The organism is Pseudomonas sp. p1(2021b), from assembly GCF_020151015.1.
Classification (GTDB): domain Bacteria; phylum Pseudomonadota; class Gammaproteobacteria; order Pseudomonadales; family Pseudomonadaceae; genus Aquipseudomonas; species Aquipseudomonas putida_K.
Window position 1 is genome coordinate 1,865,244 of sequence record NZ_CP083746.1, and the last position, 24,930, is coordinate 1,890,173.

Sequence of the window (24,930 nt, forward strand, 5' to 3'; positions counted from 1 at the left end):
GGACGGCTGTGGGGTGGTACGGGAAAGGGTGTGGGTTAGAAGCGGTAGTTCACGCCGAGCGTGACCGTGCGGCCTGGGGCCGGCTGGCGTCCCAAGGGACTGGTATCAATGCCACGGAAGTAATACTGACGATCGAACAAGTTACTAATGCCAGCGGAGGTAGTCAGCACGCTATGGTTGGCAAGTTTGAACGTACGCTCGATTGCAGTGTTCCATATCCAATAAGCAGGGAGCGGACCATGTTCACCGTCAGGATCTTCATCATGACTGTTGGCCGCATCACTGTAGCTTTTGCTGATATAGAGGCCATCCAAACTATAAGTCCAGAACTCGGCGAAGTGGTAGCGACCATCGAGGATTAATTGGTGCTTGGAAGCCTTCGGTACATCGTTGCCCTTATATTGACCGCTGCGCTGCTTGGCATCCAGGAATGCATACCCCGCATGCAGTTCGAGACCACGAATAGCTTCAGGTGACCAAAAAATTTCTGTCTCGAATCCTTGGTGACGGGTGCTACCCAAGTTTACAAAACGGTCGATGCTGCCGTCATATTCGATTTGATCGTCGAAATCGATGCGATACAAACCAAAGTCCACACGCAAGTTTTCCTGCGGAGTGTAGCGCACACCTGTTTCGTAGTTCCACGCAATTTCCGAGGCTACAGCACCCTCTTTTACGATTTGACTAACTTGTGGCGGTCTTAGGGAACGTTGGGCATTGGCATATACGAACCATTTATCAGATGCTTGGTAGCCAACGGTTAAGCCGGGCAGCCATTCTTTGGCTTTATTGGTGCGTTTGAAACCGCTCACCCCATCGGAGTAGTCCATAGTTGCGTTTTCGTACCGCACGCCCGGTGTGATAGTAAGGCGATGGTCTAATAAACTGATAGCGTTACTCAAGTATACGGCTTTGGCATCATTGTCGAACTTCCAATCGCGAATTACTCTAGTGTTTCCACTTGCCAGATCCTGTCGATAAACGTCGTAATCAATATCCTCACTGATATAGCGTGCGCCAACGAGCCACGTCTGCCCGACGGTGTCGCCATCAATGCTCATGCTCAAGCGCGGTTCGCTACCCCAAACCTTGAAATCGCGAGGGCTTTCTTGTTTTTCGTTTGCTGGTACATCTGGCGCAAATGGTTGACCGATGACGAAATTTCGATAGCTATCATGAGCAAAATTGGTCCAACTGAACTCCACCGAATCGAACGGCCCCATGGCGCCTAAGTATTGGGTATAAGTACCCCAAATGCGGTTGGTATCCCCTTCGAAGCGGTCCAGGGGCCGGGTGGACTGGCGTGGGTCGTCCTTGTAGTCCTTGACGCTGAGCGCACCAGCCAGGTCCATGTCGGCGACATAGCGCTGGATGCCGAAGCTGAACTCGCGGTCGTCATCAATGTTCCACTGCCCGCGCAGGCGGTAGTTCTGCACGTCGGTGTCGGAGTGTTCGCGGCCGTATTCACCGTTGAGGGTGTTCAGGTCCAGCTGCAGCCCGAAGTTATCGGTCAGGTAGCCGCCGGTGCCCAGGTAGCTGTCCCACAGCTGGCGCCCGCCGGGGGCGAAGGTGGTGCGCTCCTGCAGGGTGGTTTCCCATTTGCGCGGGATGGGCTTGCTGATGAAGTTGATCACCCCGCCGACGTTGTTGGGGCCGTACTGTACGGCCGCGCCGCCGCGCACGATGTCGATGCGGTCCACCGTGGCCAGGGTTGCCGGGAACAGCGACATGCCGGTCTGGCCGTAGGGGGCCAGCGCCAGCGGGATGCCGTCAGACAGCGCCTGGATACGGCCGCTGCGGCTCTCGTACAGACCGCGCACGGAAATCTGCGGCAGCGCGCCGGTACCGGTCTCGTCGAAGATCTTCACCCCTGGCACCCGCTGCAGGGCATCGTCCAGGCCGCGCACGCTGCCTTTCTTCAAGTCCTGCTCGTCGACGACGCTGCGGCTGCCGCTGTAGGTGAGCACCTCCGGTGCGCTGGCTTTGCCCAGGACATCGCCTTTGATGACCATCGGTTCGACGACGATCGGATCGTCTTGCTCCGCGGCATGAGCGATACCGACTGTGAGCAGGCTGAGGGGGAGAGCGAGTAGATGGCTTGTTGTTTTCATTCGTACTGGCAACTGCTTGTGGCTGGAAAGGATCAGGTGGTGGGTTGCAGCTCGGCCAGGCGCTTTTTCAAGGCGCCGTGCAGCAGGCCGCGGTCTTCGCCGGCCAGGTAGCTGCGGATGCCCAGGGCTTGCCAATGGCGATGCTGCTCCGGGGTACGCGGGTTGGCGCAGAACGGGACGCCAGCGTGCTGGCAGGCACTGGCCACCTCCTGCAAGGCCTGCCAGACCTGCGGATGCAGAGGGTCGGGGCCCAGCTGCAGGTCCAGGGCGAGGTCCAGTGCGCCTTCCAGGACCATGCCGATGCCGGGCAGTTGGAGGATGTCGGGCAATGCGCGCAGACCAGCGGCGCTTTCGATCATCGGCACGATGGGGCAGGCCTGGTTGGCCTGCTCGATGTAGTGGGGCAGGGGCAGGCGGCCGAAGCCGGTCACCCGGCCACCGGTAATGCCGCGACGCCCCAGGGGCGGGAAGAACGCAGCCTCGACGGCGCGGGCGACCTCGGCCGCGCTTTCTACCCGGGGCAGCACCACCGCCTCGACGCCGGCATCGAGGGCACGGCCGATCAGCTTGGCGTCGACCTCGGGAACGCGCAGCCAGGGCGATACCCCGGCAGACTCGCAGGCCCGCACGCAATGCATCAGTTCATCGCCGGCGCGCAGCAGGTGTTCCATGTCGAGGATGAGGAAGTGATAGCCGGCGAGGGCGATCATTTCGCACAGCCAGGGAGAGGGGACAGAATTGAGCAGGCCGTAGGCGTTTTCGCCATTCCTTAGCCTTGCCAGTACGGGTGAGGGTCGAATCATCCTGAACGAACTCCCTGACGAATTTTTAGCGAATGATAACGACTCGCAAATAAATGTAAATTACATTTTTGTTATTTTTCTCAAATGAGTGATGGCTAAAAGCCGCATGGTACGGGGGTTCCAGCGGATTTCGCGTGTCGCTGGCGGGGATGGCAGGTCGTAGGGCTATCCTTCCATTGACGTCAAGATCACGACGAAGGAGGTCGGATATGCACCTGTTCACAGGCGGTTGCCTTTGCGGCCAAGTCCGCTTCGAGGCTTCGGGGCAGCCATACAGGGTGGGGCTTTGTCACTGCCTCGATTGCCGCAAGCACCATGGGGCGTTGTTTCACGCGTCGGCGATTTTTCCCGAAGAAGCGGTGAAGGTCGAAGGCCAGACGGGCGATTATGCCGGGCGGTTTTTCTGCCCACGCTGCGGGTCGTCGGTGTTTTCGCGAAGCGGGGACGAAGTGGAGGTCCACCTGGGGGCGCTGGATGCGCCGGACCAGTTCACGCCGACCTATGAAAGCTGGACCGTTCGGCGTGAAGGCTGGTTGCCGGCGTTCTCGCTCGCTCGGCATTACGCGGGCGACCGGGAAGGGGCGGGGCGTAGCGAAAACTGATCGAATCGTCCGCACATGCCAAGGCACGCACGGGGCGATGTAGGAGCGGCCTTGTGCCGCGATCGGGCGCGCAGCGGCCGTAAAACCAGCCACCTCGGTAAATCAGTCATACCGAGGTTGCCCCTCTACGGCCGCTGCGCGCCCGATCGCGGCACAAGGCCGCTCCTGCAAGGGTGAAGGTGCGTTCTTCAGAGCCAGTAGGTCACCGCCCACCACCCCAGCCCGCCCATGACCACGGTATAGGGCAACGCCATCCACACCATCCGCCCATAGGACAACCGCACCAGCGGCGCGATCGCCGAGGTCAGCAGGAACAGGAACGCCGCCTGCCCGTTGGGCGTGGCCACGCTGGGCAGGTTGGTGCCGGTGTTGATCGCCACCGCCAGCGTCTCGAAATGCTCGCGGCTCATGGCGCCCTCGAGGAAGGCCTGCTTGACCTCGGTGATATAGATAGTGGCGACGAACACATTGTCGCTGATCGCCGACAGCAGGCCGTTGGCCAGGTACAGCATGCCTGGCTGCTGTTCGGCCGGCAGGGCCAGGACCCAGGCGATCAATGGGCTGAACAACTGCTGTTGGTGGATCACCGCCACCACGGCGAAGAACACCACCAGCAGCGCGGTGAACGGCATGGCGTCCTGGAAGGCGCGGCCCAGGCGGTGTTCATCGGTGATGCCGGTGAAGGCGGTGATCAGCACGATCACCAGTAGGCCGATCAGGCCCACTTCGGCGACGTGCAGGCCCAGGCAGACGATCAGGATCAGCGCGGCGATGCCTTGCACCAGCAGGGCCACGCGCTGGGCCTGGGTACGCGCGGCGTCGTCCTCGGCGGCGTAGCTGGCCAGCACCTGGCGCACGCGTTCGGGCATCAGCGTGCCGTAGCCGAACAGGCGCAGCTTTTCCAGCAGCACGCAGGTCACCAGGCCTGCGGCCAGCACCGGCATCGATACCGGGGCCACCCTGAAGAAGAACTCGCCGAAGTGCCAGCTCATTTCGTGGCCGATCAGCAGGTTCTGCGGCTCGCCCACCAAGGTGCAAACACCGCCCAGGGCCGTACCCACGGCGCCATGCATCAGTAGGCTGCGCAGGAACGCGCGGAACTGGTCCAGGTCGTCCCGGTGCAGTTGCGCCACCTGGCCATCGCTGTCCAGCGCCGACTCCTCCCGAGGGTTGGCCCCCGAGGCGACGCGATGATAGACGGCATAGAAGCCCACTGCGGCGCTGATGATCACCGCTGTCACCGTCAGCGCATCGAGGAACGCCGAGAGAAAGGCCGACAGCACGCAGAACAGCAACGACAGGATCGCCTTGGAGCGCACGCCCAGGAGGATCTTGGAGAACAGGAACAGCAGCAGTTCCTTCATGAAGTGGATGCCGGCCACCATGAACATCAGCAGCAGGATCACCGGGAAGTTGTGCAGCAATTCCTCATAGAGCGCTTCAGGCGTGGTCATCTTCAGCAACAGCGCTTCGATCAGCAGCAGGCCGCCCGGCATCAACGGGTAGCACTTGAGCGCCATCGCCAGGGTGAAGATGAATTCGATCACCAGCACCCAACCGGTGGCCACCGGGCCGAGGGCGGTCAGCAACAGAGGGTTGAGCACCAGGAACAGGCAGATGACCGCCTTGTACCAGAGCGGCGAGTGGCCCAGGAAACCGCGGGCGAAGGCGCCGGTCAGGGAACGGGACATGAATTTGTATCCTTATGATTCAGCAGTGGCGCAAGGTGCCCGATGCGCGCGTCGGGTGCAAGGCGTTCAGTCCCGCTTTTGGCACAAGCGCGGCCTTTGGGGTGCGTTATAGTCCACTGCGTGAATATTTTTATGTAAGGAGTGCCACCTGTGACCGAGTATCGCGCATTCAAGGTTGAACTGACCGATAACATCGCCCATGTGCAGATCAACCGCCCAGAAAAGCTCAATGCGATGAATGCCGACTTCTGGCAGGAGATCCTCGACATCTTCCAATGGGTCGACGATACCGACGCGGTGCGCGTGGTGGTGCTCAGCGCCGCCGGCAAGCATTTCTCCGCCGGTATCGACTTGGCCTTGCTGGCCCAGCTGGCCGGGCAGATGGGCAAGGATGTAGGCCGCAACGCACGCCTGCTGCGGCGTACCATTCTCGGCCTGCAGGCGTCGTTCAATGCCGTGGACAACTGCCGCAAGCCGGTGCTGGCGGCGATCCAGGGGTATTGCCTGGGCGGGGCGATCGACCTGGTCTCTGCCTGTGACATGCGCTATTGCAGCGCGGATGCGCAGTTTTCGATCAAGGAGATCGACATGGGCATGGCGGCCGATGTCGGCACCTTGCAACGTTTGCCGCGTATCATCGGCGATGGTGTGATGCGCGAGATGGCCTATACCGGGCGCAACGTAGCGGCGGCCGAGGCCCAGAGGATCGGGCTGGTCAACCAGGTGTTCGACGACCAGGCGGCGCTGCTCGACGGAGTCTTTGCCTTGGCGGCGCAAATTGCGCAAAAATCGCCGATTGCCGTGGGTGGCACCAAGCAGATGCTCAACTACATGCGCGACCATCGCATCGACGATGGTCTGGAGTACATCGCCACCTGGAACGCCGCCATGTTGCAGTCCGAAGACCTGCGGGTCGCCATCGCGGCCCACATGAGCAAACAGAAACCGACGTTCGCCGACTGACCGGGCCGGGGGACGCGCTTCAAGGAACCCCCGAACATGTCAGCACGCTGGACTACCGCAGTACTCGACCCGCAGATCACCGGCGGCCTGGCCGTCGCCCGCGGCCCGGAAGGGTTCCTGGTGGACGATAACGGCGCGCTGTTCCCCCGCCAGTGGCTCAAGAGCCAGGACCTGGACGTGCTGTGCGAGCACGGTATCGGCCACCTGGACGGCCAGCCGGTGTTCCTGCTCGAGCTGCGCGCCACTGCCCAGGTGCCGGGCTGCACCTGGCGCGGCCTGCGCCAGTTCATGCTCGAAGGCGACATGCAGACCTACACGGTGCTGGGCTATGCCGCACAGATCGGCACCTGGGCCCGCGAGCACCGTTTCTGCGGCAGCTGTGGCCAGCCCATGGCCCAGATCCGCTGGGAGCGGGCGATGTACTGCCAGCCGTGCGACCTGCGCAGCTACCCGCGCATCTCGCCGAGCATGATCGTATTGATCACCCGCGGCGACGAGGTATTGCTGGCGCGCTCGCCGCGCTTCGTCACCGGCGTGTACAGCACCCTGGCCGGCTTCGCCGAGCCTGGCGAGTCGGCCGAGGACTGCCTGGTGCGCGAGGTGCGTGAGGAAGTGGCGGTGGAGGTCAGGAACATCCAGTACATCGGCAGCCAGTGCTGGCCGTTCCCTCATTCGATGATGCTGGGCTTCCACGCCGAGTATGCCGGCGGCGAGATCGTCATGCAGCCGGACGAGATCGAGGACGCTCAGTGGTTCAATGTGCACGACCTGCCGCCGCTGCCGGCCGGGCGCTCCATCGCCCGCTACCTGATCGACCTCTACGTGGCCCGCCGCCTAGGCCTGCCCGAACCAGTGCTGCCACACTAGGCGCACGGTCAGGGCCAGCACCACGGCGATGAACACCGGGCGGATGAATTTGCTGCCGCCGCTGATCGCCGTGCGCGCGCCGAAGAAGGCGCCGACCATCACCGACAGGCCCATGGCCAAGCCGACGATGTAGTCCACCTGCCCGGAAACGATGAACACCGTCAGCGCAGCGATGTTGCTGACGAAGTTCATGCTGCGCGCCACACCGCTGGCACGGACCAGGTCGATGGGGTAGAGCAGCAACGTGCTCACCGTCCAGAACGCCCCGGTGCCCGGGCCTGCCACGCCGTCATAGAAGCCCAGGCCGAAACCCTGCGGGAACTGCCATCGCTTCTTGATCGGCACGTCGGCGTCCAGCGGTGCCTTGGGCGTGCCGCCGAACAGCAGGTAGACGCCGCAGGCGAAGACGATCACCGGCAACATCTTGTTCAGCCAGTCGGCGGGCATGAAGTGCGCCGCCACCGCGCCGAGCAATGCACCGACCAGGGTGCCCAGCAACGCCGGGCGCCACTGCGCCGGGTGGAACAGCTTGCGGCGGTAGTAGGTGAAGCCGGCGGTGGCCGAGCCGAAGGTGGAGCTGAGCTTGTTGGTGCCCAGCACCAGGTGCGGCGGCATGCCGGCGGTCAACAGTGCCGGCGTGGTCAGCAGCCCGCCGCCGCCGGCGATGGCGTCGATGAACCCGGCGACGAAGGCGACCAGGGCAAGGATCAGCAGGGTGAGCGGTTCTACGGTGAGTTCGAAGGGCATGGGGGCTTTGGCAGGCTGGGGAGGCGGCGAGGGCCGCACTAGAGGGTGTACATGGTAATCGGCACATGAAGCGGTTGCCAATCGCCCATTTGGGGCTGCCTTGCAGCCCTTTCGCGGCACAAGGCCGCTCCTACACGGTACTGCAGTGTGCCTGTAGGAGCTGCCCCGTACCCCAAGCCCACACTGGTCAGAGGAACCAGCGGTACTCCCGCGCACTGACCTCATGCATGAATGCCAGATGGTCCTGGCGCTTGTTCTCGCAATAGACCATCACGAACTCCTCGCCCAACCCCTCGTTCACCGCCCGGTCGCTGCGCATCGCCGCCACGGCGCTGAGCATGTCCTTGGGAAAATCGATGCCACTGTCGCGATCATCGTTGAGCGGTGCGATCGGCTCCTGGCCGGCATCGAGCCCATGCTCCATGCCGCACAGGATCGCCGCCAGCACCAGGTACGGGTTGGCATCGGCCCCAGCCAGGCGATGCTCGATGCGCAGGTTGCGGGCATCGGACTCAGGGATGCGAATGCACGCATCGCGGTCCTCGAAGCCCCAGCTGGCGCGGCTGGCAGCATTGACCATGGCGCCATAGCGGCGAAACGCATTGTGGTTGGCAGCGAAGATCGGCATGCAGTGCGGCAGCAGCGCCAGGCAGCCGGCCACAGCGTGGCGCAGCGGGCGCTGGCCGTCGGCCGCCAGCAGGTTGTTGCCGGCCTCGTCGTAGAGGCTCACATGCACATGCATGCCGCTGCCCGGCGCATGCAGGTAGGGCTTGCTCATGAATGAGGCGCGCAGGCCGTGCTTGAGGGCAACGCCTCGGGTGCTGCGGCAGAACATGGCCGCCCAGTCGGCCGCGCGCAGGCCATTGTCGCAGTGGCCGAAGTTGATCTCGAACTGACCAGGGCCGAGCTCGGCGGTGATGACGTTGGCGTCCACACCTTGGGCATTGGCCGTATCGACCATGTCCCGTAGCACGTCGGAGAACCGCGATAGGCGCTCGATGTGCATATTGGGCTGGTCGTCGGCATCGTCGCTGAACGGGTCGTGGGGGAACTGTGGCAGGCCTTCTTTGAGCGCACGGTCGAACAGGTAGAACTCCAACTCGAAGGCCACCACCGGGCGGATGCCCCGACGCTGCAGGCGCTGCAGCACGCGGGCGAGCACTTCGCGGGGCTCGAACTCGATGGGCGCGGCGGTGCCGTCGGAGGTGATGAGCATCTGCCCCAGCGGCTCGCGTTCCCAGCTCACCGGTTTGAGGGTGCCGGGCACCAGGCGGCGTGGCGCGTCCGGGTCGCCGTCGGCGAAACAGTAGTCGCCGATCGGGAACAACCCACCCTGTACGCCCAGCAGCACGCAGTTCTGGGGCAGTTTCAGGGGGCTGCCGGCGGCGACCTTCTCGAGCATGTCCACCGGGTAACGCTTGCCATAGAAATGCCCTGGGATGTCCAGGCTGATCAGGTCCACATAGCGCACCTCGGGGTGCTGGGTGCGGAATGCACGAACTTCACTGAGCAGGTCGGGAACGCTTTTTATTGTGGTTGTCATGTTGTGCTCTCAACGGAATACCCAGAGGACGCGGGTCGTCTGGTCGGTCAGGTTGGCGTAGCGGAACTGGCTGTGCGGCGGCAGCTGGAAACTGTCGTTGGGGCCAAGGGTCACCGGCTCGTCACGGCCTTCCAGCCAGACAGTCAGTTGCCCTTCGAGCACGAACCCGCCCTGTTCGGAGCTGTCGTTCAGGTGCCCCTCGCCACTACTGGCGCCGGGCGCCAGGTGGCTTTCGAGCATGGAGAAGCTGCCGGTGAGGGTGGGCGAGACCAACACATCGGTCACGCCCTCGGCGTAGTAGATCGTGCGCCGCTCGCCGGGGCGGGTGACCCAGCCCAGCGCCCGGGGCTGGCTGGCCTGGTAGAAATAGGTGGTCGGGACGTGCAGGGCTTCGCTGATGGCGGTGAGGTCCGCCACGGTCGGCCGCGACAGGCCGCGTTCGACCTGGGACACAAAGCCCAGCGAGCGGTTGACCCGGCTGGCCAGCTCGCCCAGGGTCAGGCCCCGGTGCTTGCGCAGGTCGCGGATCAGCAGGGCCAGGCCCTGGATGTCTTCGTCGGTGTGCCGTGCGGCGTTGGCTTCAGACATGGTCGCGCAACCTGTACCAGGCCTTGGCGGCGGCCTCCAAGGGCGCGGCCATCAGCTCCCCGCCGGGGAAGCGGCCGTTGTCGATGCCCTGGTACAGGCCCAGCAGGTCGTCATCGCCGAGGATCGCATCGCTGACCGCTCGGGCCCCGGCCAGGGTCGGCAGCACGCCGTGGCCGGAGAAGCCTTGCAGCCAGTAGCGCTGGCCCTGGCGGCCGATGTCTGGGGTGCGCTGGATGCTGCAATCGATATGCCCGCCCCAGGCGTAGTCCAGGGCCACACCGGTGAGCTGGGGGAACACGCGTTCCAGGTACGGGCGGGTGGCGCTGGCGACATCCTTGGGGATACCACCCAGGTAGGTGCAGCCGCCGCCGAACAACAGCCGGTGGTCGGGGGTCAGGCGGAAATAGTCGGGCACGAACTGGTTGTCGATCACGCAGCTGTTACGCGGCAGCAGCGACTGGGCGAAGTCCGGCTCCAAGGGCGCTGTGGCCACCTGGTAGGAGCCCACCGGTAGCAGGCGGCGCGAGAGGTTGCGGTCGAGGCGGTCGATATAGGCATTGCAGGCCAGCACCAGCACCTGGCTACGCACTTCGCCGTGGCGTGTGCGCGCGACGTAGCCTGTGGCGCTTTCGTGGTAGTCGAGCACCTGGCTCTGCTCGAAGATCCTGCCGCCGGCGGCCTCGATGGCCGCGGCCAGGCCCTGGGCCAGTTTGAGTGGGTTGAGGTGGGCGCCGTTGGGGTCGTACAGGGCAGCCTGGTAGCGCGGGCTGTCGATCCATTCGGGCAGCTCGTCGCGGTGGATCAGGCGCAGGCAGTCGTAGCCCCATTTCTGTTCGGCGTCGCGCTGGGCTTCTTCGAGTAGCTTCACCCGGCGAGGCATTACGGCGGTCCACAGGCTGCCGACCCGGTAATCGATGTCGAAACCGTGGCGACCGGGTAGGTCGCGTAGCTCTGCGGCGGCCCAGCACATGCTGTCCCAAAGCCGGCGTGCCCGCTCCACGCCCAGGGCCTTTTCCAGGGGCGGCATGTCGCAGGACCAGCCCAGCAGCGCCTGGCCGCCGTTGCGCCCGGAGGCCGCCCAGGCGACCCGGCTGGCTTCCAGCAGGACCACCCGCTTGCCGGCCAGCGCCAGGCGCAACGCGGTGTGCAGGCCGCTGAAGCCAGCCCCGATGATCAGCACGTCGGTGTCTTCGTTGCCTTGCAGCGTGGGGCGCAAGGGGATGGTGGCGGGGTAGGTCTGGGCGTAGTAACTGGCTACGTGTTGGGCGGATTGCTTGAACATGCCGGGCCTCGTGAAATTTATTGTTGTTTATTTCATGAAAAAATAGCAGATAAATTTCATGGTGCCAGCGGGGACGATCGAAAAAGGCCGGGTATTAGCTATCTATCCGCTGCCAGGCGCTTCCGGTGACTAGCCTGCGGCCTCCATTCATACCGAGAGAGCCCCCATGACCGCCACCGGACGCAGGAAGCCCACGGTCGATACGCTGGCAATCGCCCAGCGCTTTCAGGACCAGCGGATCGCCAAGCGATTGCCGCCCTGGATCAGCGACATCCACGACATGTTCTACCCGGTCTTCGTCGATGCGCTGGTGACCGGCCTGGAGTGCCGCCTGCGCCTGCAGGCGTTATGGTCGGGCGTGGAAAAAATCGACGTGTTCGCCAAGCGCAAGCTGCAGGAGCGGATGCGCGAACGCTATGGCGATGCAGTGGACATCGACCAGTTGTACTTTCGCCAGCAGTATCACTTCATTTCCCCTCGAAGCAGCGTCTGGGCGGGGCGTTTGCCGCTGCAGGACAGCGATGAGCTCGACATCCCCCTGATCACCGCTGCGCTGCACAATTTCCAGGAGAAAGAGGCGCGCCCTGGTGGCCAGCCACAACGCAACACGCTGGTCGATGCACAGGGCAAGGCAGTGGAGCGGCCCAGTGCGGTGGCGTTCGCCAAGCTGTGCCGCGAGCTCGACCACGGCCAACAGTACCAGAAACACCTGAGCGCCATCCTCGATGCCCCCGCTGGCACGGGAAACCAGGATTTCAAGAGCGCCTTGGCCGAACTGCAGCGCTCATCGATGATGGTCGATGCGTTCAAGGCCTACAGCGAAAAGGTATTGTCCTGGTCGGAATTGCAAATGCTGATCCGCCTGTATGAGAGCGGGGAGCCTGGGTCATTGGACGGATTGCCGGTGGTCGCCAAGCAATTGCGTGCATTCGGATGCGACCTGCAACAGATTGTCGTGCTCGATGCCATCAAGGGCGGCCTGGGGGGCTATTCCAGCAAACGGGTATTGGTCTACATCCCCGCAGACCCGGTCGGCCCATGGTGCGCAGCAGACAACCTCGATGCGTTCGCCCGCAAGATCCTGGGCAAGCGTCTGCGAAACACCGAGTACCGGCATTTCTTCAGCCGCTTCGTGCTCTGTCGCGACAGGCAGTCTTTCTTCAGCAGGGTTATCGAGCGCGTGGGTGACGTCGCGGATTGGGCCACCCGTGACCTGGACGAACACATGAAGGCCTACCCGAAGCCGTTGTTCGAACACCTGGCAAGGGCGCGCATCGCCCAGATCAAGGAAGACGCGGCGACGCTGGTGGCGCCTGTCGCCAGGATCGACCGTGCCGTGCAGGAGGCGCACCACGCTTGGCTCGAGACGGCAGGCTGGACGTTGTTGGGAGTGGCGGGGCTGTTCGTGCCCGCCATTGGCACCGCCCTGCTGGCCGTGATGGCCTGGGAGCTTCTGGACCAGGTGTTCCAGTCCACCGAGGACTGGTACGAGGGCGACACCAAGGCAGCCCTCGAACACCTGACCTATGTGATGGAGGAGGTCGCGATCTTTGGCCTGTTGGGCGCAGGCGAGATCGCCCTGCGCTCGTCCTGGCGCCGTGCAGCGGTTGTGGACAGGTTGGTGCCGACCGCCCTCGAAGACGGCGGCGAGAAGCTGTGGAACCAGGACCTTGCACCTTTTCGCAGCGAGCTGCCGCCCGCTCAGGCGCTCGCCGACGAGCGAGGCATCCTGGCATTGGACCAACGACAGTGGATCGAGATGGACGGGCATCACTACGAAGTCGTCCAGCGCAACGAAGACACTTGGCATTTGCGCGCCCAGGAACACGAGGCCCCAGCGGTGATGCGTAACGGTGCGGGCCAGTGGTACTTGCCAAGCGAGCAGGCGAACCTCGTTGCTTACCGCAGCGCGCCACCGCCCAGCGCGGCGACGGTGGACGAGCTGGGCATCCTGGGGCTGGGTGAGCTGCGCTGGATAAACATGGAAGGGCATTATTACCAGGTGCGGCAGGGCACGGCCGAGACCTGGCGCCTGCGTGCCCGTGACCGCCATGCGCCGGAGGTGGTGCACAACGGGGCCGGGGCCTGGCGCCTGTGGAGCGAGCAGCCCGGCGAGTGGAACGACCGCCACAGGATGTTCCGCCGCCTCGGCGGCCTGTTCCGGTTGCTTTCGGCTGAGCAGATCGAGCAAGTCATGGCCCTGCATGGCCTGGGCGCGGACGATTTGCGTGGGCTGCATGTCTATGGCCGAGCGCCGGACGGCGAGCTGGTGGACACGGTACAGCGCGTGGTGCTGGCCAACCGCGTCCGGGACTTGGTGAGCGGCTTGCGACAAGGGTGGCCGGATATCGACCAGGCCCTGCTGGCCCAGGCGCGTGACTATGTGGCGGCCGCACGGGAGGACGAGGGCTTGGCCGATGCGCTATGGGCGCAGCGGCGGGGGTTTCTCCAGCACCTGTACGACCAGCTCAACCCGCTTGACAGCCAAATGCAGGTCTTGCGCCGAAATTTTGCCAGCCTCGATCGCCGGGCAGCGGAGCAGGTGCTGGAGGCGGCGAGCGAAGAGGAGCGCGAAGGCTTGCTCGAAACCGGGCAGGTACCGCAGCGCCTGGCCGAGCTGGCCCGTGCGCGGTCTTTGCGCATCCGGGGGGCTCGGGCTTTCGAGGCGTTGTGTTTCGACACCCCGCAGACCCTGGACCTGGCCCAGGTCGTACTGAGGCTGCTGCCGAACCTGTCGGAGGTGGCGGGTGGACCGCGCTGGGCCCTGTTCGACGGCGATGGGCTGGGGCCGTTGCTGGTCACACCGGGGGACGGGCCGCTCTACCGACTGGTCTACCTGGATGGGCATTTCCTGCTGACCGATGCACAAGGGCACGCCATAGGGGAGGCGGGAGAGCTGTTCCAGACTTTGGCCGGTGCGTTCGACGAGGCCGAGCAGGCCGCCTTTGGCCGCGACCAGCCCTTTGCCCAGACGCTGCGAGCCTCGTTGGTGCACATGGCGGTTTCCAACCGCGAGCACGTGCTCAGCGTGCTGGGTGGTCGCCAGCCTGCCGGCGCCTTCCTGGCGCCCCTGCGGCTGGGCGATGGCCGTATCGGCTACCCGCTCAGTGGAGGCTGGTTCAGGATAGGCGCACGTCGGCCCAGGGGGATCGCCGCACGCGTGCGCCATCTGTATCCGAATTTCGACGATCAGCAGATCGAACGGTGGATCGTGCAGGTACAAGACCAAGGGCGGGACGTAGAAGCCGTATTGGATGAGCTGGACGAGCAGTATCGTGTTTTGCGTAGCACGCTCAGGCGATGGCGATGGGCAACCGTCAGCCCTGCAGAACTCAAGTGCCGAGGGAAGGTACGAAAAGGGTTGATCGACTGTTGGCGGCACCTTGTACCGGAGCAGGCCATTCTGGAGCGCGACAACACCTACATGCTTTGCTATGGCGGCGAAGGCATGAGTGCGTTGAAAAGCCTGCCCAGCCTGCCAGAGCAGATCAAGTTCCCACACGTCAACCACCTGTCGGTCCGTAGCGTGCGCCTGGAACACGTTCCGGATACCTTCCTGCAGGCCTTCTTCAACTTGCGAGGCCTGGAGATCACCAATTGCCGGCTGCGTGCGTTGCCGTTGCACCCGATATTCGCCAGCCAGCTGCAAGTTCTCGACCTTTCAGGCAATCGCATCGTGCTCAATACACTCCAGGCTGAGCGAATCTCCCGGTGCCGTTCATTGGTGTACCTGAATCTGTCGGGCAACCCGTTGTACACGGCGCCCTCCATCGCCGACATGTCCGACCTCAATACATTGCTGCTTCGCGATACCAAGTTGCTCAGTGTGCCGCAGGGGGTCGTGCAGCACCCACGCCTCAGTAACTTCGACATCCGGGACAACGACCTGAGCCGCGTTCCGGCCGACTTCACGCTTTCGCACGTGTGGCGCAACGGGCGGGTGCGTATCGAGCATGAACAGATCGACAACGCGGCCCAACAACGCCAATGGCATGAGCCGCGGGACAGCCTGGTGGTGCAGCGCCTGCGCTGGCAGGACTTCGTCGATCCGCTCGACCGCGACGACATGGCCATGGACTGGGTGCACCTGGAGTCGTTGCCCGAGGGGCGGGATTTCTTTCGCCTGGTCGCACAGTTGACGAGGTCAGAGGGGTTTGCCTGGGATGCCTCGGCCCGGGACCTGGCGAACCGGGTGAGCCAGATGCTCGAAGTGATGCGGGACAACCCCGACATCCGCCAGGAGCTGTTCTCCAATGCCTTGGCGCGGACCTGCCAGGACAATGCCACGCTGTGTTTCCATGACCTGGAAATACGGGTGCGCGTATGGGATGCGTTGTCCAGTAGCGGCGAGCGCGATGCCCAGGCGTTGCTGGCGCTCGCCGGGCAGCTCTGGCGCCTGGAGCGACTGGACCAGTTCGCTTACGAGCATGCGCAGCGACTGCCGAACCGGGGTGAAGAGTCCATCGAGGCACTTCTGGCGTTTCGCCTGGAACTCAATGGCCCGTTGGACTTGCACTTGAACCGCATGACCATGGCGTTCCGCAGAGTAGCGGGCGTGACGGCCGATGATGTGGAGCAGGCACGGTTGCATGTGCAAGCGCACCAGCTGGAAAGTGCCCTGGTTGTGTGGATCGTCGAGCAGCCCTTCTGGAAGAACTACCTGTCCGAGCACTATCCCTCGATGTTCGAAGTGCCGGATGCCTACCATACCGAGCTGGAGCGGCTGATCGACACGCAGGCGCCGCCGGAGACGATCAGTCGACTCCAGGAGCAAATCGACCAGCGTGAACAGCAGCTGCGCATGGACCTGACGCGTAAGGCCTTGCGAAAGCATGCACGTGACTGGCAAGTGCCCATAACGTTCGACCTGGAGCCGTGAGCGCGCATGGGCGGGGCACACGGTGACGGCTGGGGATCCTGCGCTATATGATCCTGCCCTGATCGCCCTCGTGGAAACCTGCCCATGCGTCGCCTGCCTTCCCTGACCGCGCTGCGTACGTTCGAATGTGCCGCGCGCCATGGCCATTTCGGCCGGGCCGCGGCCGAGCTGTGCGTGACCGACAGCGCCGTGAGCCACCAGATCCGCCAGTTGGAGGACCAGCTCGGCGTCGCGTTGTTCGAACGGGTAGGCCGGCAGGTGCGTCCCAGCGCCGAAGCCGAGCGCCTGTTGCGCCATCTGCAGCAGGCGTTCGAGTTGATCGGCAAGGCCTGTGACGAGCTGCGCGACCCCGCCTCCCAGGCGATGCTGAGGGTGGCGGTGACGGCGGAGCTTGCGCAGAAATGGCTGGTGGCAAGGCTCGCCGACTTCAGCAGCCGCTACCCGCACATCACCCTGCACCTGCTCGAACAACCCATCGATGCCGGCGCGCCGGCGCTGGATGTGGATATCGCCATCACCTATGGCACCAGTGCGCTGGATGCCAGCACGCATTTCGTGCGGCCTCTGCCACTGTTGCAGTTCTTTCCGGTGTGCAGCCCGAGCCTGTTCAACCAGGGCGGCCTGAAGCGACCTCGAGACCTGGTGCGCCATTGCCTGTTACATGACGACCAGGACGGGCGTACCTGGACCACGTGGTTGGCGACCCATGCCGAGGATGCCTTGCCCACCCGCCAGTTGTACTTCCCCCATGCGGCGTTAGCCCTGGAGGCGGCCGTGCTGGGGCAGGGCGTGGCCATGGGCGACAACCTGACCTGCCAGGCCGACCTGCAAAGTGGTCGCCTGGTGCGCCCGTTCACGGCCAGCGTGACCGCCCAGGGGCAATACGCGCTGGTGTGCGAACGCCTGCGCCTGGAGCGGAGCGCCGTGGCTGACTTCATCGAATGGTTCATCGAACAGATTACCGAACCCTGAATTGAATTCACCTATCGTGGAATTTTCATCGTTGGAAGGCCGCAGCGGGCCGGCGTAGCGTGCAGTCATCACTCACCGATGACGAGGTTTGCTCCATGGCGCGTACGCTGACCACTACCCCCAAGGCCGATGGTTTCCGCCTGCCTGGCGAGTTCGAACGCAAGACACGTTGCTGGCTCGGTTGGCCGGAGCGCCCGGATGTGTGGCGCAACGGTGGCAAGCCGGCGCAGAAGGTCTGGGTCGATATCGTCAGCGCCATCGCTTCCAGCGAGCCGGTGACCGTGTGTGCCTCTGCCGCGCAATACGCCAACGCCCGCCGTCTGCTACCGGCCCATGTGCGGGTGGTGGAAATGACCTGCAACGATACCTGGTTCCGCGACAGCGGCGCGTGCTTCGTGGTCAACGATGCCAGCGGCGAGGTGCGCGGTGTGGACTTCGAGTTCAACGCCTATGGCGGCCTGGATGGCGGCCTCTACTACCCATGGGACAAGGACGACCAGATTGCCCAGAAGATGCTCGAGATCGAAGGCCTGGACCGCTACCGCGCCCCATTGATCGCCGAACTCGGCGGTATCCAGAGCGATGGCCAGGGCAGCCTGCTGACCACCGAACAATGCTTGCTCAACCGCAACCGCAACGCGCACCTGGGCAAGGACGAAGTGACCCGACGCCTGCAGGATTACCTGGGCGCCGAGCAGGTGATCTGGTTGCCACGCGGGTGCAAGTTCGACGAAACCGACGGCCATGTGGACGATCTGGCGTGCTTCGTGCGCCCGGGCGAGGTCGTGCTGCAATGGACCGATGACCGCAGCGACCCGCAGTGGGAGATCTATCAGGAGGCCTACGACATCCTGCGCAGTACGCGCGACAGCCGGGGCCGTGAACTGAAGGTGCACAAGCTGCCGCAGCCGCAGGTGCTGGAGTGGACCGCCGAAGAAGCCGCAAGCCTCGACCAGATCGACGGTACCCACCTGCGCCAGGCGGGTACGCGCATCTGTGCTTCGTACATCAACTATTACGCGGGTAATTCGGCGATCGTCGTGCCGCTGTTCGGCGACCGCAACGACAGCGTGGCCCAGGCCACATTGGCCGAGCTGTTCCCGCAGCACCGAATCATCGGTATCGAGAATTCCCGTGAAATCCTGCTCGGTGGTGGCAACGTTGCCTGCATCACCATGCCCCAATACGCCGGAGGTAGCCGCGAATGAAACGTGCCCACTTGGCCCTGGCTCTCGCACTGGGTTGTGCCGTGTCGGCGGCCCAGGCAGCCGACGCACAACAGCCGACCGTCAACCTGTACATCTGGGGCGAGTATCTCGCGCCCGATACCTTGAGCAACTTCGAGAAGCAGACCGGCATCCATGTGGTGGCCGACCACTTCGATTCGCTGGAGACGGCCGAGACCAAGCTGCTCACCGGCGGCAGCGGCTACGATGTGGTACTCAGCGCCGGTCAGCACCTGAGCCGGGCGATTGCCAGCGGCGCCCTGCAGCCGCTGGACAAGAGCAAGCTGCCGCACCTGGCCGGCATTGGCGAGGAGTTTCGCCAGCACATGGCGGTGTTCGACCCTGGCAACCGCTATGCCGGTACCTATGCCTGGGGCACCACGGGGGTGGGCTTCCAGCAGCAGGCCGTGGCGGCGCGGCTGGCGGCCGCCCCCCAGGACAGCTGGGCGATGTTGTTCGACCCGCAGGTGGTGGCGAAATTCGCCGATTGCGGCGTGAGCCTGCTCAACGACCCCAACGAGGTATTCGCCGCGGCAATGCGCTACCTGGGGCTGGACATCAATCAACAGCGCATGGAGGACTTGAAGGCCGCCGAGGCGCACTTGCGCAAGATCCGCCCATACATTCGCTACTTCGACAATGACCGCAACATCAACGACCTGGCCAACGGCGAGACCTGCGTGGCGATGTCCTGGAACGGTAACGTGGCCATCGCCGCCGCGCAGGCCCAGGCGGCCGGCAAGGCATTCAACCTGGACTACCGCATTCCCAAGGAAGGCACGCTGATCTGGCTTGACGCGCTGGTGGTGCCCAAGGATGCGCCGCATCCCGAGGCCGCCTGGAAGCTGATGGACTACCTGATGCGGCCCGAGGTGATCGCGCCGATCACCGATACCATCCACTATGCCAATGCGATCACGGCTGCGGACAGCTTGGTGGACCCGCAGATCCGCCAGTCGCCGGGGACCTACCCACCTGCCGAGGTCAGGGCGCGGCTGTATAGCAAGAATGACAATGGCAAGCAGTTCAATCGCGAGCTGACCCGGGCGTTCAGTCGACTCAAGAGCGGGACCTGACAGGGGGAGTCGTTTCCCTGTACGGCCCTTTCGCGGGTAAACCCGCTCCCACAGGTTCTTCGGTGCTTGTGGGAGCGGGTTTACCCGCGAAAGGGCCGAAACTGGTGATACATCAACTCGAGGTTTTGCGCCGTGGTTGTCTCGGCGTGTTCCCCGTTGTTTTTGGGCCGCTACCAGAGGCCTTGCCTTTCCCGGAGCCGCGCCGCTTCTTCTTCCAAGGCGCCCCTTTGCCCCCGGCCGGCACCGGCGGCCCGCTGATGGTCAGGTGCATGCCACTGCAGCGCTCCACCAGCTTGCCCATCCACGCTGATTGCCGGGCGACGAACTCCTCCAGGCTCATTTCGCCGCTCTGCACCATGTCCAGCGCCTGTTCCCAGATGGCCGTGGTGCCCGGGTCGGCGATGGCCCGGGGCACCGCATCGATGAGGCTGAACGCCGCCGGCGTGGCGGACAGGGCCTTGCCGTTCTTGACCAGGTAGCCGCGGTCGAGCAGGCCCTGGATGATGCTGGCGCGCGTGGCTTCGGTGCCGATGCCGGTGGTCTCCTTGAGTTTCTGCTTGAGTCGCGGGTCGTCCACCAGCTTGGCGACGTTCTTCATCGCCTTGATCAGGTCGCCTTCGGTGAAGGGCTTGGGTGGCTGGGTCCACAGGTCCTTGAGCTGCAGGCCATGCACGGCGCAGGCCTGGCCGTGATGCAACGGCGGCAGCACTTGCGCGGGCGGTGCTTCGCGGCCCTTGGCGGGTGTCAGCGCCTCGGGCAGGGCGCGGCGCCAGCCAGGCTCGACGATCTGCTTGCCCACCGCGCGCAAGGCGTGGCCGACGCAGTCGAACTCGGCCTGGGTACGGTCGTATTCATGGTTGGGCAGGAACTGCGCCAGGTAGCGGGCGCGAACGAGGGTATACACCGCCTTGTACTTGGGCGGCAGACGCGAGGGGTCGCTGGCGGCGGCGGTGGGGATGATGCCGTGGTGGGCACTGACCTTGGCGTCGTTCCAGGCCCGGGAGCGGCGTTGCGGTTCCAGGTGCGGCTGCAGTGGCGCGAGGCTGGCGTCGGCGCGTTGCAAGGCCGCCAGGATCGCGGGGGCATCGGCATGCTGGCTGAGCGGCAGGTAGCCGCAATCACTGCGCGGGTAGGTGATCAGCTTGTGGGTTTCGTACAGGGCCTGGGCGATGTCCAGGGTTTCCTGGGCACCAAGGCCGAGCTTCTTCGAGCAGACCTCCTGCAGGGTGCCCAGGTCGAAGGGCAGGGGCGCGGCTTCGCGTACGCGCTCGGTGGCGACTTGGGTCACCTGGGCGCTGCCGGCGGTGCCGATGGCGGCTGCGGCCTGCTGGGCCAGGGCCTGGTTCAGGCAGCGGCCCTGGTCGTCGCAGGCGTCTTCAGGCGCGCGCCACTGGGCAGTGAAGACGCTCCCGGCGCTTTCCAGCTGCACCTCGATGGCCCAGTAGGGCACGGGCACGAAGTCGGCGATGCTGCGGTCGCGGTCCACCACCAGGCGCAGGGTCGGGGTTTGTACCCGGCCCACGGGCAATACGCCTTGGTAGCCAGACTGACGGCCGAGCAGGGTGAACAGGCGGCTCATGTTCATGCCGATCAGCCAGTCGGCGCGGGAGCGGCCCAGGGCCGAATGGTACAGGCTGAAGGTCTCCTGCCCTGGCAGCAGGCGCGCCAGGGCCTTGCGGATCGAGGCGTCGTCCAGGGCCGAAAGCCACAGGCGCTGGATCGGCCCGCGGTAGCGGCAATGTTCCACCAGCTCGCGGGCGATCATTTCGCCTTCGCGGTCGGCATCGGTGGCGATCACCAGCTCCCGGGCCTCGCCCAGCAGCCGCTTGACTGCCTTGAACTGGCTGGCGGTCTTGGGCTTGACCAGCATCTTCCATTTTTCCGGGATGATCGGCAGGTCGGCCAGGTTCCAGCGCTTGTAGCGTTCGTCGTAGCTGTCGGGCGGGGCGGTTTCGAGCAGGTGGCCGATGCACCAGGTCACGCAGACGTCGGGGCCTTGCCAGCAGCCATCGACCTTGCGGTTGGCGCCGAGGACTTTGGCGATATCTTTTGCCTGGGAGGGTTTTTCGCAGAGGAACAGGCGCATGGCCGGGAGTGCTTCATCGGGAAATGATGGGCACTAGGATGCGCAAGCCAAGGCGTCTAGGCAAGCTTTATCTGGATGGATATACAGTTTTCGGTGGCGCAGGCCTGAGCGGCCTTGTGCCGCGAAAGGGCCGCAAGGCGGCCCCTGGTTCGAGCGTCGTCGCACAAGGCGACGGGGCTGCGATGCAGCCCTTTCGCGGCGCAAGGCCGCTACAACGGGTGCTGGGGGCGCAATCTCAGGCCAGCTCGCGAGAGTCGCGCACCATGTCCACATGCGGGATGCCGGCCTCGAGGAATTCCTCGCTGACCACCCGGAAGCCCAGGCGCTCGTAGAACGGCGTGGCATGTACCTGGGCGCTTAGCATCTGCTGCTTGAGGTCGCGGTTCTGCGCTTCGACGATCACCGCGCGCACCAGCGTGTCGCCGACCTTCAGGCCGCGCCAGTCCTTGAGTACCGAGATGCGGCCGATGGTGCCGTCGGGCAGCAGGCGCGCGGTGCCGATCGGGTAGTCACCCTCCAGGGCCAGGAAGTGCAGGGCGTCCTGGTCCTCCGCGTCGAACTCCAGCTCTGGCGGGATGTGCTGCTCGGCAACGAACACCGCTTCGCGGATGCGGCGGATATCGGCGTTGTCTTTGTGCCAGTCGGCGAGGCGAACGCTGATCTTATTCATTGGCAAACCCCAGGCTTCCTTGTTTGACCAGTTGGCAGAGCAGTGTCAGGCCTTCTTCGTCTTCCAGCCACTGTACAAGGTTTTCGATGTGCAGGGCGTCGGCGGCGCACACCAGCTTCAGCAGCTCGCGCAGGTGGCCCGAGAGCAGGCGGCTCTGGCCGCTGGCGAACAGCAGCAGGTTGTCGTCGACCTCCGACCAGGCCAGGCGCGCGCTGGGGTTGCGGATCAGGATGGCGCCCTGTTCCAGGCTGTCGATCAGGTCGTCTTCACTCAGCTCCTCGCCGGACACCAGCTCCGGGTAGCGCGGCTCGGTCATGAACTGGCCGAACCAGGTCAGCAGCAGGCGCTCGTCACCCATGTGCTCGGCCAGCAGGGCCTTGAGGCGGTCCAGGGCGTCATGCTGGATCTGGTGCGGGTCGCTGGCCGGCTGGGCGTCGGCGTCGCTGTAGCGCTCTTCCTCGGGCAGGAACTGGCTGAGGAAGTCGGTGAAATGGGTCAGCACCTCGGCGGCGCTCGGGGCACGGAAGCCGACCGAGTAGGTCAGGCAGTCGTCCTCGGCCACGCCGTAGTGGGCCAGGCGAGGCGGCAGGTAGAGCATGTCGCCGGGCTCCAGGGTCCACTCATTGCTCTGCTCGAAGTCGGCGAGGATGCGCAGGTCGGCGTGCTCGATCAGTGGGCTGTCGCTGTCGCACATCTGGCCGATCTTCCAGTTGCGCTTGCCATGGCCCTGGAGCAGGAACACGTCGTAGTTGTCGAAGTGCGGGCCGACACTGCCGCCGGGCGCGGCGAAGCTGACCATCACGTCGTCGATGCGCCAACTGGGCAGGAAGCGGAAGTGCTCCAGCAATTCGGCCACTTCCGGCACGAACTGGTCCACTGCCTGGACCAGCAGGGTCCAGTCACGCGCCGGCAGGTCGGCGAAGCTGTCCTCGGCGAACGGGCCGCGGCGCAGTTCCCAGGGGCGCTCGCCGTGCTCGAGCACCAGGCGCGACTCGACTTCCTCTTCCAGGGCCAGGCCGGCCAGCTCGTCGGGATCGAGGGGGCTTTCGAAGTCCGGGAAGGCCTGGCGCACCAGCAGGGGCTTCTTCTGCCAGTAGTCACGCAGGAATTCACGGGCTGTCAGGCCGCCGAGCAGCTGCAGTGGAGTATCAGGATTCATGTTCAACCTATTGAAAAAACGTAGTTTTTATCCGGGAATAAAAACGCCCGGCCAAGCCGGGCGTTGAACGCGAGGATCAGCTTAGATGCGCTTGGCCTGCGCTGCGGCGTTACCGATGTAGGTCGCCGGGGTGAGCAGCTTGAGCTCGGCCTTGGCTTCGGCCGGCATGTCCAGGCCGTCGATGAAGGTCAGCAGCGCGTCAGGGGTGATGCCCTTGCCACGGGTCAGCTCCTTGAGCTTCTCGTAGGGGTTCTCGATGTTGAAGCGGCGCATGACGGTCTGGATCGGCTCGGCGAGCACTTCCCAGCAGGCGTCCAGGTCGGCGGCGATGCGCTGGGTGTTGATTTCCAGCTTGCCGATACCCTTGAGGCTGGCTTCGTAGGCGATGACGCTGTGGGCGAAGCCCACGCCCAGGTTGCGCAGCACGGTGGAGTCGGTCAGGTCGCGCTGCCAGCGGGAGATCGGCAGCTTGCTGGCCAGGTGCTGGAACAGCGCGTTGGCGATACCCAGGTTGCCTTCGGAGTTCTCGAAGTCGATCGGGTTGACCTTGTGCGGCATGGTCGAGGAGCCGATTTCGCCGGCGACGGTCTTCTGCTTGAAGTAGCCCAGGGAGATGTAGCCCCACACGTCGCGGTCGAAGTCGATCAGGATGGTGTTGAAGCGGGCGATGGCGTCGAACAGCTCGGCGATGTAGTCGTGCGGCTCGATCTGGGTGGTGTAGGGGTTGAACTGAAGGCCCAGCTCGTCCTCGATGAAGGCGCGGGCGTTGGCTTCCCAGTCGACCTGCGAGTAGGCCGACAGGTGGGCGTTGTAGTTGCCCACGGCACCGTTGATCTTGCCCAGCAGCGGCACGGCGGCGACTTGGGCGATCTGGCGCTCCAGGCGGTAGACCACGTTGGCCAGCTCCTTGCCCAGGGTGGTCGGCGATGCCGGCTGGCCGTGGGTGCGCGACAGCATCGGCACGTCGGCGTACTGGTGGGCCAGGGCGCGGATGGCATCGGCGATCTGACGCATCAGCGGCAGCAGCACGTCATCACGGCCAGCGCGCAGCATCAGGGCGTGGGACAGGTTGTTGATGTCCTCGCTGGTGCACGCGAAGTGGATGAACTCGCTGACCTTGGCCAGCTCCGGCAGGGCGGCGGCCTGCTCCTTGAGCAGGTATTCGATGGCCTTGACGTCGTGGTTGGTGGTGCGCTCGATTTCCTTGACGCGTTCGGCGTGCTCGAGCTTGAAATCGGTGGCCAGGCTGTCCAGCAGGGCGTTGGCTTCGGCGGAGAACGCCGGCACTTCGCCGATCTGCGGGTGGGCGGCCAGGCGCTGGAGCCAGCGCACCTCGACCAGGGCGCGGAAACGGATCAGGCCGAATTCGCTGAAGATGGGGCGCAGGGCCTGGGTTTTGCCGGCGTAGCGGCCGTCTACAGGGGAAACCGCAGTGAGCGAGGAGAGCTGCATGGGGTGTTCTCGGACAGTCAGGCTTTTGGAAGGGCGCATATCATACATGAAAATTGCGCCTCAGTTGGGGGGCTGACCAAAGGTCAGCTCTATGAATCATGTTGCAGTGCCCCTGTAGGAGCGGCCTTGCGCCGCGAAAGGGGCGCGCAGCGGACCCCGGGTCTTGGATCTGGCTTGATCGCCGGGGCCGCTTGGCGGCCCTTTCGCGGCGCA

The 24,930-nt window shown here is 64.5% G+C and carries 18 protein-coding genes; 7 read left to right on the plus strand and 11 right to left on the minus strand.

What is annotated here, in order from left to right; all coding sequences use genetic code 11:
- Positions 1 to 35: 35 nt before the first annotated feature.
- Together K8374_RS08550 and K8374_RS08555 are read right to left on the minus strand one after the other, a co-directional pair.
- On the minus strand, positions 36 to 2,111 hold the full coding sequence (locus K8374_RS08550; protein WP_224458661.1) for a TonB-dependent receptor family protein: 2,076 nt from the start codon (positions 2,109 to 2,111) through the stop codon (positions 36 to 38).
- Between the two features lie 32 nt (positions 2,112 to 2,143).
- Complete coding sequence (locus tag K8374_RS08555; RefSeq protein WP_263498525.1) at positions 2,144 to 2,821, minus strand: HpcH/HpaI aldolase family protein; 678 nt, start codon at positions 2,819 to 2,821, stop codon at positions 2,144 to 2,146.
- 302 nt (positions 2,822 to 3,123) lie between these two features.
- On the opposite strand from K8374_RS08555, the gene K8374_RS08560 reads away from it, so the two are divergent.
- A complete protein-coding gene (locus K8374_RS08560; protein ID WP_224458663.1) occupies positions 3,124 to 3,516 on the plus strand; it encodes a GFA family protein in 393 nt (130 codons plus the stop codon).
- 188 nt (positions 3,517 to 3,704) lie between these two features.
- Here K8374_RS08560 and nhaB read toward each other — a convergent pair whose 3' ends face one another.
- Positions 3,705 to 5,207, minus strand: coding sequence for a sodium/proton antiporter NhaB (nhaB, locus tag K8374_RS08565; protein WP_224458664.1), 1,503 nt, complete (start codon positions 5,205 to 5,207; stop codon positions 3,705 to 3,707).
- Positions 5,208 to 5,357: 150 nt separating this feature from the next.
- Here nhaB and K8374_RS08570 point away from each other — a divergent pair, with 150 nt between their 5' ends.
- Both K8374_RS08570 and nudC read left to right on the plus strand, forming a co-directional pair.
- Positions 5,358 to 6,170, plus strand: coding sequence for a crotonase/enoyl-CoA hydratase family protein (locus tag K8374_RS08570; RefSeq protein WP_224458665.1), 813 nt, complete (start codon positions 5,358 to 5,360; stop codon positions 6,168 to 6,170).
- A 36-nt stretch (positions 6,171 to 6,206) separates the two neighbouring features.
- A complete protein-coding gene (gene nudC / locus K8374_RS08575) occupies positions 6,207 to 7,037 on the plus strand; it encodes an NAD(+) diphosphatase (protein ID WP_224458666.1) in 831 nt (276 codons plus the stop codon).
- On the opposite strand, the gene K8374_RS08580 is transcribed toward nudC, so the two are convergent.
- The 4 genes from K8374_RS08580 to K8374_RS08595 all read right to left on the minus strand — a co-directional run bounded on the left by K8374_RS08580 (position 7,005) and on the right by K8374_RS08595 (position 11,197).
- Positions 7,005 to 7,784 carry a TSUP family transporter gene (locus K8374_RS08580; RefSeq protein ID WP_196143268.1) on the minus strand — a complete coding sequence of 260 codons (780 nt, stop codon included), beginning with the start codon at positions 7,782 to 7,784 and terminating at the stop codon, positions 7,005 to 7,007. The genes nudC and K8374_RS08580 overlap by 33 nt on opposite strands.
- A gap of 187 nt (positions 7,785 to 7,971) precedes the next feature.
- Positions 7,972 to 9,327 carry a glutamine synthetase family protein gene (locus K8374_RS08585; protein WP_224458667.1) on the minus strand — a complete coding sequence of 452 codons (1,356 nt, stop codon included), beginning with the start codon at positions 9,325 to 9,327 and terminating at the stop codon, positions 7,972 to 7,974.
- A 9-nt stretch (positions 9,328 to 9,336) separates the two neighbouring features.
- Positions 9,337 to 9,915, minus strand: coding sequence for a helix-turn-helix domain-containing protein (locus K8374_RS08590; protein WP_224458668.1), 579 nt, complete (start codon positions 9,913 to 9,915; stop codon positions 9,337 to 9,339).
- Positions 9,908 to 11,197, minus strand: a complete 1,290-nt coding sequence (locus tag K8374_RS08595; protein ID WP_224458669.1) for an NAD(P)/FAD-dependent oxidoreductase — start codon at positions 11,195 to 11,197, stop codon at positions 9,908 to 9,910. Before K8374_RS08595 ends, K8374_RS08590 begins: the two co-directional genes overlap by 8 nt.
- Before the next feature lie 166 nt (positions 11,198 to 11,363).
- On the opposite strand from K8374_RS08595, the gene K8374_RS08600 reads away from it, so the two are divergent.
- From K8374_RS08600 to K8374_RS08615, 4 genes are all read left to right on the plus strand, one after another.
- Positions 11,364 to 16,076 carry an NEL-type E3 ubiquitin ligase domain-containing protein gene (locus tag K8374_RS08600; protein ID WP_224458670.1) on the plus strand — a complete coding sequence of 1,571 codons (4,713 nt, stop codon included), beginning with the start codon at positions 11,364 to 11,366 and terminating at the stop codon, positions 16,074 to 16,076.
- An 84-nt stretch (positions 16,077 to 16,160) separates the two neighbouring features.
- Positions 16,161 to 17,048 (plus strand): LysR substrate-binding domain-containing protein, encoded by an 888-nt coding sequence (locus K8374_RS08605; protein ID WP_224458671.1) that lies wholly within the window; start codon positions 16,161 to 16,163, stop codon positions 17,046 to 17,048.
- A gap of 95 nt (positions 17,049 to 17,143) precedes the next feature.
- Entirely contained in the window at positions 17,144 to 18,256 is a 1,113-nt protein-coding gene (gene aguA / locus K8374_RS08610) for an agmatine deiminase (protein WP_224458672.1), read from the plus strand.
- Entirely contained in the window at positions 18,253 to 19,350 is a 1,098-nt protein-coding gene (locus K8374_RS08615; protein WP_224458673.1) for an extracellular solute-binding protein, read from the plus strand. Before aguA ends, K8374_RS08615 begins: the two co-directional genes overlap by 4 nt.
- Positions 19,351 to 19,462: 112 nt before the next feature.
- On the opposite strand, the gene K8374_RS08620 is transcribed toward K8374_RS08615, so the two are convergent.
- The 4 genes from K8374_RS08620 to purB form a co-directional block, all read right to left on the minus strand.
- On the minus strand, positions 19,463 to 21,436 hold the full coding sequence (locus K8374_RS08620; protein ID WP_224458674.1) for a DNA topoisomerase III: 1,974 nt from the start codon (positions 21,434 to 21,436) through the stop codon (positions 19,463 to 19,465).
- 235 nt (positions 21,437 to 21,671) lie between these two features.
- On the minus strand, positions 21,672 to 22,106 hold the full coding sequence (locus K8374_RS08625; RefSeq protein WP_196164039.1) for a GNAT family N-acetyltransferase: 435 nt from the start codon (positions 22,104 to 22,106) through the stop codon (positions 21,672 to 21,674).
- Positions 22,099 to 23,265, minus strand: a complete 1,167-nt coding sequence (locus K8374_RS08630) for a cupin domain-containing protein (protein WP_224458675.1) — start codon at positions 23,263 to 23,265, stop codon at positions 22,099 to 22,101. The genes K8374_RS08625 and K8374_RS08630 overlap by 8 nt, the downstream gene beginning before the upstream one ends.
- Positions 23,266 to 23,346: 81 nt before the next feature.
- The gene (gene purB / locus K8374_RS08635) at positions 23,347 to 24,717 is read right to left on the minus strand and encodes an adenylosuccinate lyase (RefSeq protein WP_224458676.1); all 1,371 of its coding nucleotides are present in this window, start codon (positions 24,715 to 24,717) and stop codon (positions 23,347 to 23,349) included.
- Positions 24,718 to 24,930: the final 213 nt, after the last annotated feature.